Raw genomic sequence first — 14,754 nt, forward strand, 5'->3', positions numbered from 1 at the left:
CCCCGGAACGACAGCTGCGGCACCCGGGAACGCCCGGGTGCCGCACGGTACCGGCTACTTCAGCTTCCCCAGCGCCGTCCCCACCCGCTGGACGGCGGCGACGACGTCCTCGGGCTGGCGGGCGGTGAAGCAGAGGCGGAAGAAGCCGGGCGCCGGGTTGTGCATGGTGCCGCCGGGCAGCAGGGTGACCTCGGTGGGCTCGGCCATGAGGTACTTGAACAGCCACTCCTCCTTCGGGTCGAGTCCGTTCGGCCGGGCGAGCGGCAGCCCGGCCACCTCCTCGTGACCGTGGCCGGGGCGCTTGCCGAGGTACTTGGTGAGGTCGAGCCAGAAGAACTGGGCGGCGTTGTCGCCGGGCCGGTGCACGTAGTCGACCTTGGCGGCGTCCAGGGCGGCCTTGACCTTGTCGAAGCTCGTCCTGAGCAGCGTGCGGTACTCCCGCATCGCGTAGGTGGTGTAGAGCTCGCCGCCGGAGCCGTTGGCGGGGGCGCTCAGCAGGTCCTGGATGACGTAGGTCTTCAGCGAGTCGAAGGGGCTGAACCAGGGCAGCGGGTGGGTGGGCTCGGCCGGGTCGTTGTTGCCGAGCATGGTGTTGCGCACAGCGAGGTTCCGGGAGACCACGAAGCCGGTGCGGAAGCCGGACAGGCCGAAGTCCTTGGCGAAGCCCCAGACCACGTGGATCCGGTCGGGCTGCTCCCGGTACGCCTTCAGGGCCAGCGCGCTGGTGAACTTCGTGGTGCTGCTGTCGAGTTGGGAGTGACAGTAGATCTCGTCCGAGATGATGTGCAGATCGGTATGGTGGAGCGCCCAGCCGTAGATCTCGTCCAGCAGGGCCCGCGAGTAGTTCACACCGAGCGGGTTGTGCGGGTTGGTGAGGACGAGCAGGCGCGGTGTGTGGCCGGCCGCCTTCCGGTCCTCGTAGGCCTTCTGGATCAGGGGCAGGGTGAGCCGGTACCGGTGCTCCCCCGTGGTCGGCAGGTTCACCGGGACGCACCTGAGCTTGGGCCGTTCCTCGAACGACCAGTTGAACCCCTGCCAGTACGGCGCGGGGATCAGCACCTCGTCGCCGTCCCTGAGCGGCGGGCCGACCGAGTCACGCCCCTTGAGCGCGAACGCGATGCACTCCAGCGCGGAGGCGACCCCGGCCACGCCGAACACGTCGTCCTCGTCGACCTCGGCGCCGAGCGCCAGGGTGAGCAGCTTGGCGACCGGCCGGCGCACCTCCAAGGTCCCAGCCGAGGCGATGTACTGGATGTACCGCTCGGGGATCAGCTGGATGTTGTCGAAGACCTTCTTCTTCATCGAGTGGTGGTAGAGCAGGACGTTCTCGGCGACGGACAGGTTGACCGCCCTGGGGGACGCCACGTACTGGTGGAAGTAGGCGAGGGCCTGTTCCAGGTCGGGCATCCGGGTGAGCTGTTCGGCGGCCGCCTCGGGGGAGGCGAGGGTGCGGGTGTCGTCGGTCATGGCGGTCCTTACTCCGGGCTTCTCGGGGCGAGCTGGGCGGCGTGCCGGAACATGGTCGTTCGCACACGCATCTGCCTCAGCGGACCACGCCCCGGGCACGGCCGCCAACGCTCGGCGCCCGTCCGGACGGGGGCGGGATCAGGCCGTCAGCGGCTTGGTCCAGCGGCTCCACTGCGGCTCGGGGCGGTAACCGGCGGCCTCCCAGGTGCGGTGGCCGAGGGCGTTGTCGTCCAGCACCATGGCGTCCGCGCGGCGGCCCCCGAGCGCGGCGAAGCGCTCCTCGGCGGCGGCGAGCAGGGCAGCGCCGATGCCCCGGCGGCGGTGGTCGGGGTCGACGGCGAGCCGGTAGAGGTGGCAGCGCCAGCCGTCCCAGCCGGCGATCACGGTGCCGAGGACGGCGGCCGGGTCGCCCGCCGGGGTGGCGACGATCAGGCACTCCGGGTCCCGGGCGAGCAGCGCGGCCACACCTGGGGCGTCATCCGTGATGCTGGCGCCCTTCGCCGCCCGGGCCCAGAGGGCGAGCAGGGCGGGAATCTCGTCGGGGGTGGCGGTGCGCAGGGCGATTTCGTTGGGGGCGGCGGTGCGCGGGGCGATCTCGTCGGTCATGGCGGCCTGTCTAGCAGGCGGTTCCGCCCGGCGGCCGGGAATTCCGCAGCCTGGACGGACGGGCCGTCAGCCCAGCCGCCACACCGTGGTGGTCTTGACGGCGGTGTCCTCCAGGTCGGCGACGACCGGCACCTGGTAGGCCGCGAGCGCGGTGAACCGTTCCCGGGGCAGGTAGGCCCGGCCGGGGTCGCCGACGATGACGGTGGCGCCGCGCGCGACGGCCCGTTCCAGGAAGGGCAGGAAGCGGGCGGCCATGGCCCGTTCGTAGAAGACGTCGCCGGCGAGCACCACGTCGGCCGGGGCGCCGTCGCCGTCCACCAGGTCCACCAGGGCGGCCTCCACGCGCACGCCGTTGGCCTCGGCGTTGAGGCCGATGGCGGCCACCGCGTAGGCGTCGATCTCGGCGGCGCGCACGGACGCGGCGCCGCTCAGCGCGGCCGCGACGGCGACCACCCCGCCCCCGGAGGCCACGTCGAGCACCGCCCGCCCGGCCACCAGCTCAGGGTGGTCCAGCACGTGGCGGGCGACGGCCACCCCGCCCGCCCAGGCGAACGCCCAGAACGGCGGCGGCAGTCCGGCCTCCCCCCGCGCCCGCTCGGTGGTCTCCCACAGGGTGATCGCGTCCTCGGCCATGTGCAGGCCGACCTCGGGGACGAACGGGACGGGCTTCAGCTCGGTCTCGCGCCGGATGAAGGCGAGGTCGGCCTCCGGTTGGTGGGTCTCCGGCTTGAGAGTGCGCAGCTCACTCGGCATCTCCGCAGCATAGGGCCCGCGCGGGAGTGCTCACGCCCGTCCGGCCGCCGTCCGGACGCGCCGGGCGAGCGAGCCGGCGCCCGCCGCAACTACTGGAGGCCGGCCGCGGAGCAGGCCGCGACGTAGTCGGCCGTGCAGATCTGGGCGACGGTGAAGAGGCCGTCGGCGACCACGGTGGCCTTGATGTTGTCCTTGGTGAGCGCGACCGGGGCGATCAGTCCGGCCGGCACCTTGTCGCTGCTGCCGCTGGTCACCGTGGTCGGCACGAGGGCGCCGCCGATTTCCTGGCCGTAGGCCAGGTCGACGGCCAGTTGCGCGGCCACGTCGGCCTCCGATTTGAAGGGCTTATAGACCGACATGGCCTGGGCGCCCGCCAGGATCCTTTGCACGCCGTCGAGTTGGAAGTCCTGGCCGGTCAGCGGGACACTCTGGCGCGACGCCCCGGAACCGGACGCGCTGGAGTCGACCGCGCTGGGTGCGGCAGCGTTCGGGTCAGCCGCGCTGGGTGCGGCAGCGTTCGGGTCGACAGCGTTGGGATCGGTGGGCGAGCCGTTGGTCGTGATCGTCTCGCCGCCGTCCGCCGTACCGCCCGCCGCCACCGCCGCCTGGCCCCGCAGTTCGCCGACCTTGCGGTTGTCGAAGGACACGTAGGCGTCGACCGGCCCCTGGGCGAGGCGGTCGTAGGCGACCACCTTGACACCCGCGTCGTGCGCCTTCTGGATCGACGCCTGGATCGACTTGGCGTCCACCGCGTCCAGGATCAGCACCTTGGCGCCCTTCTTCACGGCGGCGTCGATCTGGGTCTGCTGGACGGCGGCGTCCTGGTCGGCGTTGTAGTAGTCGATCTGCGTGTCCGGCGCCAGCTCCTTGATCCTCTTCTCGATCAGCGGCCGGTCGAACTGCTCGTAGCGGGTCGTCCTGGCCTCCGGCAGCAGCAGGGCTATCTGCCCGGCCCCCCTCCCGGCCGCGGCCGGGAGGGGGGCCGGGCCGCCGCCGGAGCCGCCGCTGGACGGCTGCGACGCGCTGTCGCAGGACGCCGCGCCCAGGCCGAGGGAAATCGCTGCGGTCACCGCGAGGACGCGGCGCAGCCCGATGCTCATGAGGATGCCTTTCCGATTGGTTGGGTCCACCCCTCTTTCGTTCGAGTCTGGGAACCTTCGGCCGCGACCACGATCCCGGTGCGCCGAATGGGTCTCAAGCTTCCGTCGGCGGGTGTCCGTCAAAAGGCGTCCGTCAAAAGGCGTCCGCGAGGCGGAGGCTGGCGGGACGGCAGGCAGCGGCCGGGGGCCAGCGGGACGGCGGGACGGCAGGCAGCGGCCGGGGGCCGGCGGGACGGCGGGACGGCGGGACGGCGATAGACGCCGGAGGCGTAGGGCATCCCCCCCGGACAGCCCTACGCCTCCGGCAGGCCCCAGGGCTGCGGGCCCCCGTCGGCCTCACCCCCGTTCGTCGACCACCCGCCGGATCTTCCCGACCGAACGCTCCAGCGCGTACGGCTCCACCACCTCGACCGCGACCGTGACGCCCACCCCGTCCTTGACCCCCCGGACGATCGCCTCCCGCGCCGCCGCCCGCTGCTCGGCCGGGGCGTCCGGCCGCGCCTCGACCCGGACGGTCATGCGGTCCAGCCGCCCCTGCCGGGTGAGCCTCAGCTGGAAGTGCGGCGCGACGCCCGGGGTCCGCAGCAGGACCTCCTCGATCTGGGTCGGGAAGACGTTCACCCCGCGCAGGATGATCATGTCGTCGCTGCGCCCGGTGACCTTCTCCATCCGTCGGAAGGCCGGGCGCGCGGTGCCGGGCAGCAGCCGGCTGAGGTCGCGGGTGCGGTAGCGGATGACCGGCAGCGCCTCCTTGGTGAGCGAGGTGAAGACCAGTTCGCCGCTCGCGCCGTCGGGCAGCACCTGGTCGGTGAACGGGTCCACGATCTCCGGGTAGAAGTGGTCCTCCCAGATGTGCAGCCCGTCCTTGGTCTCCACGCACTCCTGCGCGACGCCGGGGCCGACCACCTCGGACAGGCCGTAGATGTCGACGGCGTGCAGGTCGAGCCGGTCCTCGATCTCGCGCCGCATCTCTTCCGTCCACGGCTCGGCACCGAAGATGCCGATGCGCAGCGAGGTGCTGCGCGGGTCGACGCCCTGCTTCTCGAACTCGTCGAGCAGGGTGAGCAGGTAGGAGGGGGTGACCATGATGATCTCGGGACGGAAGTCCTGGATCAGCTGCACCTGCCGGGCCGTCATGCCGCCGGAGGCCGGGATGACGGTGCAACCGGCCCGCTCGGCGCCGTAGTGCGCGCCCAGGCCGCCGGTGAACAGCCCGTAGCCGTACGCGATGTGCACCTTGTGCCCGGGCCTGCCGCCGGCCGCGCGGATCGACCGGGCGACCACGTCGGCCCACATCGACAGGTCGCGCTCGGTGTAGCCGACGACGGTCGGGCGCCCGGTGGTGCCGCTGGAGGCGTGGAGCCGGCGGACCCGCTCCATCGGGACGGCGAACATGCCGAACGGGTAGCCCTCACGCAGGTCGGCCTTGGTGGTGAAGGGGAAGCGGGCGAGGTCGGCCAGGGTGCGACAGTCCTCGGGGCCGACGCCGGCCGCGTCGAACTTGCGGCGGTACAGCTCGACGTTGTCGTACGCGTGGCGCAGGGTGGCCCGGAGGCGGGTGAGCTGGTGGGCGCGCAGCTCGTCGACGCCCATCCGCTCGCCGGCGTCCAGCAGCGCGGGCGGGATCGGCTCACCCAGGCGCCGGGCGGGCACTTCGCCGCAGGCGGGCGCTTCACCGCAAACGGGCGCTTCGCCGTAGGCGGGCTCTTCGCCGTACGGGCGCGGGGCGGGTGCGCTGCCGGTCATCGTCGCTCCTCCGCAGGTCGGGCGGGACGGGTGCGCCGACCGATCGTTCGGTCAGGGCGACCTCCACGCCAAGTAACCCAGCGCCCGTACCGGCTGTCAAGGGGTCGCACACCGGATCCGGAATGCGAAGTTCCGACCACTTCGGGTGGAGATCGGACACCCACCTTGGCTGTCCGATATGAAAATCATTACAGAAGTTTGACCCGTGCACGGCATCACCCGGCCCGACCACGTGGTTCAGTAGTGCGGCTTCTCCCCCGCACCCCGGAGTGATCACCGTGCCCACGACTCCAGCCCTGGTCAGCGCGCTGCGCGAACTCGGCGACCGACCCGCCGTCGTCGCCGACGGGCGCGCGATCAGCGGCATCGGCCTGCTGCTCGGCGTCTCCCCGCCGGGCGGCCTGCCCCGGGCCCTCGCCCAGCGCGTCGCCGCCCACGCCGCGCTGCCGCCCTCCGCCGCCCGCACCGCCGAACAGCGACTGCGGCACTGGGCGGGCGTCCTCGGCCCGCCGCCCATCCGGCACACCGTGCTCCACCCCGCCACCGACCTCGCCGTCGAACTCGCCCTCGCCACCCTGCTCGCCGGCGGCACCGTCCACTGCGGCGACCCCCGGCAGGACCCCGAGCGGCAGCTCGTCGACCTCGCCGCCAGCGCCGCCACCCACCTCAGCCTGCCCTCCACCCTGCTGTGGCGCCTCAGCCGCCGCCCCGACCTGGCCGACCACGACCTCGGCGCCCTGCGGCTCGTCCTGCACGTCGGCCCCGAACCCCGACAGGACGACGTGTACGCCGCCGTCGACGCGCTCGGCGCCGTCCTCGCCCACGTCCGCGCCCCGCACAGCCACGCCGAAGCCGCCGACCGGCGACTGCGCACCGCCGCCGACGCCGCCGACGCCATCGCCTGGAAGCACGCCATAGGCGTCACCGCCGAACAGGTCCAGGCCTTCGGCACCCACCTCGACCACGCCGTACTGTCCGCGCTGCTGCTGACCCTCCAGCAGAGCGGCGTCCTCACCGACCCCGGGCGCGGACACACCGAGGCCGAGATCCTCGCCGCCGCCCTCGTCACCCCCGCCCAGCGGCCCCGGGTCGGCCGCTGGCTCGACGCCCTCACCCGGCACGGCCTGATCACCCGGCACGACGACGTCCACTACGGCCGACCCGAACTCACCGCGGCCGAGGTCCGGGAGGCCTGGCGGCCCGCCGTCGAGGCCTGGAACGACGGACTCGGCCCGGTCGCCGCCCTGGACCGGATCCGGCGCGGCGCACTACGGCTGCCCCGGCTGATCACCGGCGAGGAGGCACCCCGCCCGGCCGCCGCCCCGATCCGCTGGACGGCCGCCCGCGGCTACCTCGGCGCCGCCCTCGGCGCGCTGGTCCGCGGCATCGCCGAGACCCACGACGGGCCGCAGCCGCTGCGCATCCTCGAACTCGGCCAGGACGACGCCGACTCCACCGTCGCCCGGGCCCTCGCCACCCGGCCCCGCCCCGGCGCCGACCACCACCAGCTGCCCGACGGCGGCCGCTACGACCTCGTCGTCGCCACCGTGACCGGCCACCCGGACACCGTCGTCCCGGAGCTGGTCGACCAGCTCGCGCCCGGCGGGCAACTGCTGCTGCTCGCGCCCACCGGCGAACAGCTCGACCTGCTGATCACGGGGGACGCCGAGGCCCGCACCGACTCCCCAACCTTCCCCGCCTCCCCTGTCCACCCTGCCTCCCCTGTCCACCCTGCCGGTCCCACCTTCCCGGTCTCCGCCGTCCACCCTGCCGGTCCCGCCTTCCCGGTGTCCCCCGCTGCCCCCGGCTTCCCCGCCTTCCCGGCGCTCCCCGCCGAGCGCTGGCGGGCCGCCCTCACCTCCGCCGGCTGCCCGACCGTCCTCGCGCTGCCCGAGGACGGGCACCCGATGGGACTGCTCGGGCAACGGCTGTTCGCGGCGCGGATGCCCTGAGCCGCCGCTACCATCGGGCCGTGCCCGACTCCCCCGTGGCGGCCGGCTCCGTGCTCAGCGCCCTGTCGGCCGGCTCCCGGCTGAGCCTCGGCTCGCTGTTCTCCGCCCGTTCCCGCTGGTCGGTACGGTCCCGGCGGCCCGGCGGCGGGCGGCCCGTGGCCGGGCCGTGAAGCCCGGGTCGTGCACCACCACCCGATGCGTACCATTTCGATACCGAAGCCTGGATGAGCTGCAAGGATTCTCGCCCAGCGGGCCCACCCCCGGGTAGGCTCCGCTTGTCCTCCGGCCCTGGCGCAGGCGGCCCCGCGCCGCCGTGCCGCGTTCCGGGGGTGGCACACCCCCGCGGGCCATTCGGTGGGCACCGCGCACTCGACACCGCGCGCCAGGGCAGTCGCGCGAACGGCGAAGGGCATCGCATTGGCGGATCGGCTCACCGGAGGAGACTCCTCGCTGCTGCGGCGGATCAACGCGGCGGTCACGCTTCGGGCGCTGCGGACCGGCCACTCCGTGACCCTCACCCAGCTCGTCGGCGAGACCGGGCTCTCCCGCCCGACCGTCGAGGGCGTCATCGAGGGTCTGGTCGAAACCGGGCTGGTCGCCGAGGTCGACCAGCCCAAGGAGGACGGCCAGCCCGGCACCGGCCGGCGCGGCCGACCGGCCCGCTGGTTCCGCTTCCGCGCCGAGGCCGGACACATCCTCGGCATCGAGGTCGGCGTGCACGACATCCACGTCATCCTCGCCGACCTCACCGGCGAGGTGGTGGGCAGTCACTTCAAGCCGGTCGACGAGACCCTGGACGCCGAGGACCGGCTCGCCGCCGTCCGCACCGCCGTCGCCGAGGTCCTGCGCAAGGCCGGCATCTCCCGCGACAACCTCTGGGCCGTCGGCATCGGCACCCCCGGCATCGTCGACCGCGACGGCACCATCCAACTCGGCACCGCCATGCCCGGCTGGACCGGCCTCGACCTCGGCGCCCGGCTTCGGCGCTCCTTCCGCTGCCCCGTCCTGATCGAGAACGACGCCAACCTCGCCGCCATCGCCGAACACTGGCAGGGCGCGGCGGTCGGCGCCGGTGACGTCGTCTTCGTCATGGCAGGCCTCAGCCCCGGCGCCGGCTCCCTCATCAACGGCAGGCTGCACCGCGGCTACGGCGGGGCGGCCGGCGAGATCGGTGCCCTCCACCTGCTCGGACAGGAGGTCACCCCCGAGCGGCTCCTCTCCACCACCGGCAAGCCGCTCAACCCGCTCGACGAGGCCGCCGTCGCCCGCGTCCTGCGGCTCGCGCGGGAGGGGGACGAGGTCGCGAAGGTCGCCATGGACCGCTTCCTCACCCGCCTGGTCCAGGGCGTCGCCGCGCTCGTCCTCGCCATCGACCCGCAGCTCGTCGTGATCGGCGGCTGGGCGGCCGGCCTCGACGGCGTCCTGGAACCGCTGCGCGAGCGCCTCGCCCAGTTCACCCTCCGCGCGCCCGAGGTGGCGCTCGCCGCGCTCGGCTCCGAGGTCGTGGCGATGGGCGCGCTCCGCGTCGCCCTCGACCACGTCGAGGACCAGCTGTTCGCCGTCGACCCGCCGACCACCGGCAACGGCCGCGCCTGACGGCCCCGGACCGCCCCGCCCTGGGTTGAACCCGGGGCGGCGGTCCGGACTCAGCTCCGCCCGGGCAGCGGTCCGGACCCAGCTCCGCCCGGACCACTCCGCCCACACAACTCAACCCACACAACGGCCGAGGCCCGGACGCCAGTTGGGCGTTCGGGCCTCGGTCTGAGGGTGTCGGAAAAGTGGTTCAGGAGGCGGTGCGGACCTCGGCCGCAGCGCCGACCGGGGTGACCTCGACCAGCCCGGTCGAGCCGAAGGTCAGCTTGCAGGTGTCGGCCCGGTAGGTGGCGACGGCGAGCGCCACCAGGCGGCCGGCCGACGCGTACTGGGTGGTCATCACCAGCACCGGCGAACCGGGCGGGCGCTCCAGCAGGGCGGCCTCGTCGGCCTCGGCGACACCCAGCTCGACCGCGCGGGACTCGCCGTCCACCTCCAGCCGCTCCAGCTGGCGCAGCACCGAGCGGGCCCGGTCGCTCTCGGCCCGGAAGCCGGGCAGGTGCGGCAGCGCGGCGGCCGGCACGTGCAGCGACTCGGTGGCCACCGCCCGGCCCTCCACCAGGCGAACCCGGCGGACGGTGTGCACGGTGGCGCCCTCGGCGATGCCGAGGCCCTTGGCCAGCTGCGCCGGGGCGGGGGCGGTGGTGCAGTCGACCGTCCGCCAGGCGTGGCTGCGGCCGACGCCGGGCCAGCCCTCCTCCTGCCGGTTGACCGGGACGCCGACCCGCGGGGCGGCGATCAGGGTGCCGATCCCCCGGCGACGCACCAGGCGACCCTCCAGCTCCAGCTGGTCGAGGGCCTGCCGCAGGGTCGCCCGGGCGACCCCGAAGCGGGCGGAGAGCTCGCGCTCGTTGGGCAGGACCTGGCCGGTGGAGAACTCCGAGTCGATGGCCCGCAGCAGCACCGTGCGCAGGTGCCAGTACTTCGGTTCCGGCACCGCCGAAAGCTGTCCAGTCGTCCCCACCGTGTCCTCCACCCTGCTTCGTCCACCCTGTGGTAAGGAGGGCGGATCCCGGGCCCGCTGTCCGCGGATGCGGCAGGTGGGAGAGCGGGCTTTTATCCGTCCTTCTTTATTAAAGGTCTTTGCAGTAAGCGACCCTAGGGGCATCGTCCGGAGATGGTCAAGACCAATGGCGCGGCTTGGTGCGACTGTCGCACACATTCATGCCGCGTTCACGTCATCCCGCGGCGGCGCGCGTCACGCTTCGGCGCAGGCCCCGGCACTCGGTAGGCTGCCCGGGTGATCGTGGTGACGAGTGTGAACGTGAACGGAATCCGGGCGGCGGCCAAGAAGGGCTTCGTCGAGTGGCTGGCCGGCACCGAGGCGGACGTGGTCTGCCTCCAGGAGGTGCGCTCCGAGCCGGAGCAACTGCCCGTCGAACTGCGCGACCTCGACGGCTGGCACGCGGTCTGGGCCCCCTCCGTCGCCAAGGGCCGGGCCGGCGTCGCCGTCCTGTCCCGCCAGGAGCCGCAGCGGACCGTCATCGGATTCGGGTCCGAGGAGTTCGACAACACGGGCAGGTACGTCGAGATCGACCTGCCGGGGCTGACCGTCGCCAGCCTCTACCTCCCCTCCGGCGAGGTCGGCACCGAACGCCAGGACGAGAAGGAACGCTTCATGGCGGAATTCCTCGTCCACCTCACCGCCCTCCGCACCCGCGCCGCCGCCGACGGCCGCGAGGTCGTCGTCTGCGGCGACTGGAACATCGCCCACCGCCCCGAAGACCTCAAGAACTGGAAGGCCAACCAGAAGTCCGCCGGCTTCCTCCCCGAAGAACGCGCCTGGCTCTCCCGCGTCTACGACGAAGCCGGCTACGTCGACGTCGTCCGCACCCTCCACCCCGACCGCACCGGCCCCTACTCCTGGTGGTCCTACCGCGGCCGCGCCTTCGACAACGACTCCGGCTGGCGCATCGACCTCCAGGTCGCCACCCCGGGCCTCGCCGCCCGCGCCACCGACGCCCGCGTCGAACGCGCCGCCACCCACACCGAGCGCTGGTCCGACCACGCCCCCGTCACCGCGGCCTACGACCTCGGCGACAACTGACCGGCAGGCAGCCACAGTTGAGCAGAGCCCAGGGGCGGCCCCGGCTGACGGCGCCTCCCTGGGTTCAGGGCCGCTCGGATCACCTGACGAGGCCTGCCAGCTCGCCCGGGCCGGTTTGACAAGTCGGTTCGTTTCACCGCTTCTCGACGATGGCAGCTTCAGACCGCCCGTCGTCCGACAAATCTCCCGCGCTCCGGACGGCGCCGCCGAACGGTCTACCCGGGTGCATCCGCCTGTTCGGGGTCGTCGCGGGGCCAGGTGCCGAGGGCGTGAATGGTGGCAGGCGGGGAGTTCGGCGGCGAGGACACCGACGTGGGGCGCGCGGTCGCCGATGGCGTAAAGGCGGCGTTTGACGCGGCTGGCGGCGACGTCGAGGAGGTCGGTGGTCCAGGCGGTGAGGCTGCGGCAGGTTCCGCGGGCTTCGCGGCCGAGGGCGCGGAAGGGGCGATGACGCGCAGGCGTTCGGGGGTGACGCCGTGGCAGTCGAGTTGCCGAAGGGCGGACGGCGTCGGCGTCCTCGTCGTCTCCACGCTCGGGGCGACCCACAGGGCGGATTCGTAGCGCAGGTCGGAGATCAGCTCGTCCAGTCCCCTGTGGGGCAGGCCGGCGGCGCGTTCGACCGCGATGTGCAGGGACAGGGACAGGGACAGTTTGGCCCAGACCCGGGCGAGTTCGGCAAGCTGGGCGGGGTCGCCCCGCGGCCGGTGGCCCGCGGTGACGGTGCGCAGCAGGGCGACGGCTTCAGGCTCCGGCAGGGTGCCGGGGATGAGGCGGCGGGCGCCGTCGCACACGGCGAGGCCGGAGAGCCGGCTGCGGCTGACAACGACTATCCGGCTGCTGGCGCTGCCGGGTAGCAGGGGGCGAACCTGGCTGACCGTGGCGACGTTGTCGAGGACGACCAGGACACGGAGTTCGGCGAGCAGGGAGCGGCAGAGGGCGGCGGCTGCGTCAAGGTCCTGCAGGGGGACTGGGTGCGGCCCCCGAGGGAGGTGAGGAGGCGGTGGCGGCCCGGACAGATCCTTTCACCACGCCTGGCGCACAGCCGGCCCACCTGTCGAAGGCGCCAGCCGCAACAACCACTTCCGAAACCGCCACGGGAAACACGAACTGTTCCCGATCGGACCCACGCCAACCCTGGTTCCGCGCACCTCACGTCACCTCCTCCACGGCCTCGCGCACCCGCTGCGCCCGGATCCCACCCGGCCCAGCAGGCGCAGTCCACACCTCCCAGCGCTTACGAAACTGGGCGGTCCGCGGGCCCGGCGGCAGCGAACCGTACGTATAGGGCGATCGGCCCCGCACGTCACCGACACGTGGGATGATTCGCAAGCCCTTTGACACCTCAACACCTCGCCAGCGACGTTGAGACGTCCCCACAACAACGCGCCAAGCCACGCAAAGAAATGGCAAAGCCGCCACAACGTCCCAGGTCGCGAAGGGTTCTCCCCGCACCCGCGGGGGTCAGCCGGCACTCACGATGCCCGCTCAGACCACGCACGCGTTCTCCCCGCACCCGCGGGGGTCAGCCGGCGAGGGTCAGGCCCTCGGTGAGGACCAGGGCGTTCTCCCCGCACCCGCGGGGGTCAGCCGCAAACAGCCCCTCTTTGTCCTAAGAGGGAGGAGTTCTCCCCGCACCCGCGGGGGTCAGCCGGCAGCCTCGTCGGCGCTGGGCGGCCGGACGTCGTTCTCCCCGCACCCGCGGGGGTCAGCCGCGGCCGTGGAGATGTCGCGGCTGCGCACCGGGGTTCTCCCCGCACCCGCGGGGGTCAGCCGTCGATGACGATCTTCTCCTGACGGGTCCCCAGGTTCTCCCCGCACCCGCGGGGGTCAGCCGGCCTTCCTGATCGCAGCGCGCTCCTCAGTACTGTTCTCCCCGCACCCGCGGGGGTCAGCCGCACTCCTTGCCCGACTTCGACGGCGATCAGCGGTTCTCCCCGCACCCGCGGGGGTCAGCCGTCGAACGGGGCGGTGATCCCGGTCTCCGGCCGGTTCTCCCCGCACCCGCGGGGGTCAGCCGTAGCTGTCGTTCACGTTGAACGGCTCGCCATCGTTCTCCCCGCACCCGCGGGGGTCAGCCGGAGTTCGCGGAGCTGGCGTTGGGCGTGGACGAGTTCTCCCCGCACCCGCGGGGGTCAGCCGATCCGCGAGCTGGTCTACCAGGCGTAACCCGCGTTCTCCCCGCACCCGCGGGGGTCAGCCCCCGCCCCCCGGCGCCTGTGTCGGGTGATCCGGGTTCTCCCCGCACCCGCGGGGGTCAGCCGGTGATCGTCAGGGTCGTCAGGTGGTGGTGGCCGTTCTCCCCGCACCCGCGGGGGTCAGCCGTAGTTCGAGAAGTAGACGCGGCCCTCCCGGACGTTCTCCCCGCACCCGCGGGGGTCAGCCGTCGAGGTGCAGCAGCAGGTTCTTCACCGCGACGTTCTCCCCGCACCCGCGGGGGTCAGCCGCCCGGGTGATGAGGGTCAGCGGCCAGGTGCTCGTTCTCCCCGCACCCGCGGGGGTCAGCCGGCGTCGTTCAACTGGGGGTTCCCCTCCGTGGTGTTCTCCCCGCACCCGCGGGGGTCAGCCGCGCAGACGTCGACCGCGACCGCCCACGGACGCGTTCTCCCCGCACCCGCGGGGTCAGCCGCACAACTGGTTCCGTGGAGCGACGCTGCGGACGTTCTCCCCGCACCCGCGGGGGTCAGCCGTTCATTTTGGATCACTGACGGGGCAAGCCTACGTTCTCCCCGCACCCGCGGGGGTCAGCCGTCCTCGACAGCCGGCGGGGGCGTGGTGTCCGTGTTCTCCCCGCACCCGCGGGGGTCAGCCGGCGCTCGGCTACACCGACTTCACCACCGAGCAGTTCTCCCCGCACCCGCGGGGGTCAGCCGTGAATCCGAACGCCTCATCACCGAAGGCCCGCGTTCTCCCCGCACCCGCGGGGGTCAGCCGCCTCGCCGGTTGTGCCGGTGCAGTGGAGGTCGGTTCTCCCCGCACCCGCGGGGGTCAGCCGACGTGGATGCCCAGCTGAGCGATGTTGCGGGCGTTCTCCCCGCACCCGCGGGGGTCAGCCGCGGACATGGCCAGTGTCGGGCTCGTACTGCAGGTTCTCCCCGCACCCGCGGGGGTCAGCCGCCACACAAGAGGACGCCATGCGACGACGGAACGTTCTCCCCGCACCCGCGGGGGTCAGCCGCTAATTACTTCTCTTCCACCGCAGCTGAGACGGTTCTCCCCGCACCCGCGGGGGTCAGCCGCATTCGAACTGGCCTGAGCCAGCGCGAGATCCGTTCTCCCCGCACCCGCGGGGGTCAGCCGTCCCATCACGTGGTCATGTGGTCCGGCGGCATGTTCTCCCCGCACCCGCGGGGGTCAGCCGGCCCGTACCGGGGCGAAGACCAAGGGCGGCGGGTTCTCCCCGCACCCGCGGGGGTCAGCCGGCCGACGACGCGGTGATCACCTGCCGTGCCTGGTTCTCCCCGCACCCGCGGGGGTCAGCCGATCCGCCTCG

General features: G+C 73.2%; 11 protein-coding genes and 1 CRISPR repeat array (1 of these 12 cut by a window edge). Of the genes, 4 read left to right on the forward strand and 7 right to left on the reverse strand.

Annotation, left to right across the window (positions count from 1 at the left end; all coding sequences use genetic code 11):
• Positions 1-54 precede the first annotated feature (54 nt).
• From ACIO9K_RS10840 to paaK, 5 genes are all read right to left on the reverse strand, one after another.
• The gene (locus tag ACIO9K_RS10840) at positions 55-1,467 is read right to left on the reverse strand and encodes a pyridoxal phosphate-dependent aminotransferase (protein ID WP_400328459.1); all 1,413 of its coding nucleotides are present in this window, start codon (positions 1,465-1,467) and stop codon (positions 55-57) included.
• A 138-nt stretch (positions 1,468-1,605) separates the two neighbouring features.
• A complete protein-coding gene (locus tag ACIO9K_RS10845; protein WP_400328461.1) occupies positions 1,606-2,073 on the reverse strand; it encodes a GNAT family N-acetyltransferase in 468 nt (155 codons plus the stop codon).
• Positions 2,074-2,139: 66 nt separating this feature from the next.
• Complete coding sequence (locus ACIO9K_RS10850; RefSeq protein ID WP_400328463.1) at positions 2,140-2,826, reverse strand: class I SAM-dependent methyltransferase; 687 nt, start codon at positions 2,824-2,826, stop codon at positions 2,140-2,142.
• 89 nt (positions 2,827-2,915) lie between these two features.
• Positions 2,916-3,926: a substrate-binding domain-containing protein gene (locus ACIO9K_RS10855; protein WP_400328465.1), complete on the reverse strand. Its 1,011-nt coding sequence runs from the start codon at positions 3,924-3,926 to the stop codon at positions 2,916-2,918.
• Between the two features lie 336 nt (positions 3,927-4,262).
• Positions 4,263-5,519, reverse strand: coding sequence for a phenylacetate--CoA ligase PaaK (gene paaK, locus ACIO9K_RS10860; protein WP_400328946.1), 1,257 nt, complete (start codon positions 5,517-5,519; stop codon positions 4,263-4,265).
• A 431-nt stretch (positions 5,520-5,950) separates the two neighbouring features.
• On the opposite strand from paaK, the gene ACIO9K_RS10865 reads away from it, so the two are divergent.
• From ACIO9K_RS10865 to ACIO9K_RS10875, 3 genes are all read left to right on the forward strand, one after another.
• A complete protein-coding gene (locus tag ACIO9K_RS10865) occupies positions 5,951-7,624 on the forward strand; it encodes a hypothetical protein (RefSeq protein WP_400328467.1) in 1,674 nt (557 codons plus the stop codon).
• A 20-nt stretch (positions 7,625-7,644) separates the two neighbouring features.
• Entirely contained in the window at positions 7,645-7,794 is a 150-nt protein-coding gene (locus ACIO9K_RS10870) for a hypothetical protein (RefSeq protein ID WP_363586695.1), read from the forward strand.
• Positions 7,795-8,041: 247 nt separating this feature from the next.
• Positions 8,042-9,220: an ROK family protein gene (locus ACIO9K_RS10875; protein ID WP_363586694.1), complete on the forward strand. Its 1,179-nt coding sequence runs from the start codon at positions 8,042-8,044 to the stop codon at positions 9,218-9,220.
• Between the two features lie 187 nt (positions 9,221-9,407).
• On the opposite strand, the gene ACIO9K_RS10880 is transcribed toward ACIO9K_RS10875, so the two are convergent.
• On the reverse strand, positions 9,408-10,181 hold the full coding sequence (locus tag ACIO9K_RS10880) for a GntR family transcriptional regulator (RefSeq protein ID WP_363586693.1): 774 nt from the start codon (positions 10,179-10,181) through the stop codon (positions 9,408-9,410).
• Positions 10,182-10,457: 276 nt separating this feature from the next.
• On the opposite strand from ACIO9K_RS10880, the gene ACIO9K_RS10885 reads away from it, so the two are divergent.
• Positions 10,458-11,264: an exodeoxyribonuclease III gene (locus ACIO9K_RS10885; protein ID WP_363586692.1), complete on the forward strand. Its 807-nt coding sequence runs from the start codon at positions 10,458-10,460 to the stop codon at positions 11,262-11,264.
• Positions 11,265-11,479: 215 nt separating this feature from the next.
• On the opposite strand, the gene ACIO9K_RS10890 is transcribed toward ACIO9K_RS10885, so the two are convergent.
• Complete coding sequence (locus ACIO9K_RS10890) at positions 11,480-12,055, reverse strand: hypothetical protein (protein WP_400328471.1); 576 nt, start codon at positions 12,053-12,055, stop codon at positions 11,480-11,482.
• A gap of 648 nt (positions 12,056-12,703) precedes the next feature.
• A CRISPR array of direct repeats spans positions 12,704-14,754; the repeat unit is 29 nt; unit sequence GTTCTCCCCGCACCCGCGGGGGTCAGCCG; it runs 234 nt beyond the window's last position.

It is taken from the genome of Kitasatospora sp. NPDC087271 (genome assembly GCF_044744605.1).
GTDB lineage: Bacteria > Actinomycetota > Actinomycetes > Streptomycetales > Streptomycetaceae > Kitasatospora.

Excerpts from the sequence above, each read along its gene's own strand:
- ACIO9K_RS10840 (WP_400328459.1), bottom strand. The coding sequence starts at position 1,467 with ATGACCGACGACACCCGCACCCTCGCCTCCCCCGAGGCGGCCGCCGAA.
- ACIO9K_RS10845 (WP_400328461.1), bottom strand. The coding sequence starts at position 2,073 with ATGACCGACGAGATCGCCCCGCGCACCGCCGCCCCCAACGAAATCGCC.
- ACIO9K_RS10850 (WP_400328463.1), bottom strand. The coding sequence starts at position 2,826 with ATGCCGAGTGAGCTGCGCACTCTCAAGCCGGAGACCCACCAACCGGAG.
- ACIO9K_RS10855 (WP_400328465.1), bottom strand. The coding sequence starts at position 3,926 with ATGAGCATCGGGCTGCGCCGCGTCCTCGCGGTGACCGCAGCGATTTCC.
- paaK (WP_400328946.1), bottom strand. The coding sequence starts at position 5,519 with ATGGGCGTCGACGAGCTGCGCGCCCACCAGCTCACCCGCCTCCGGGCC.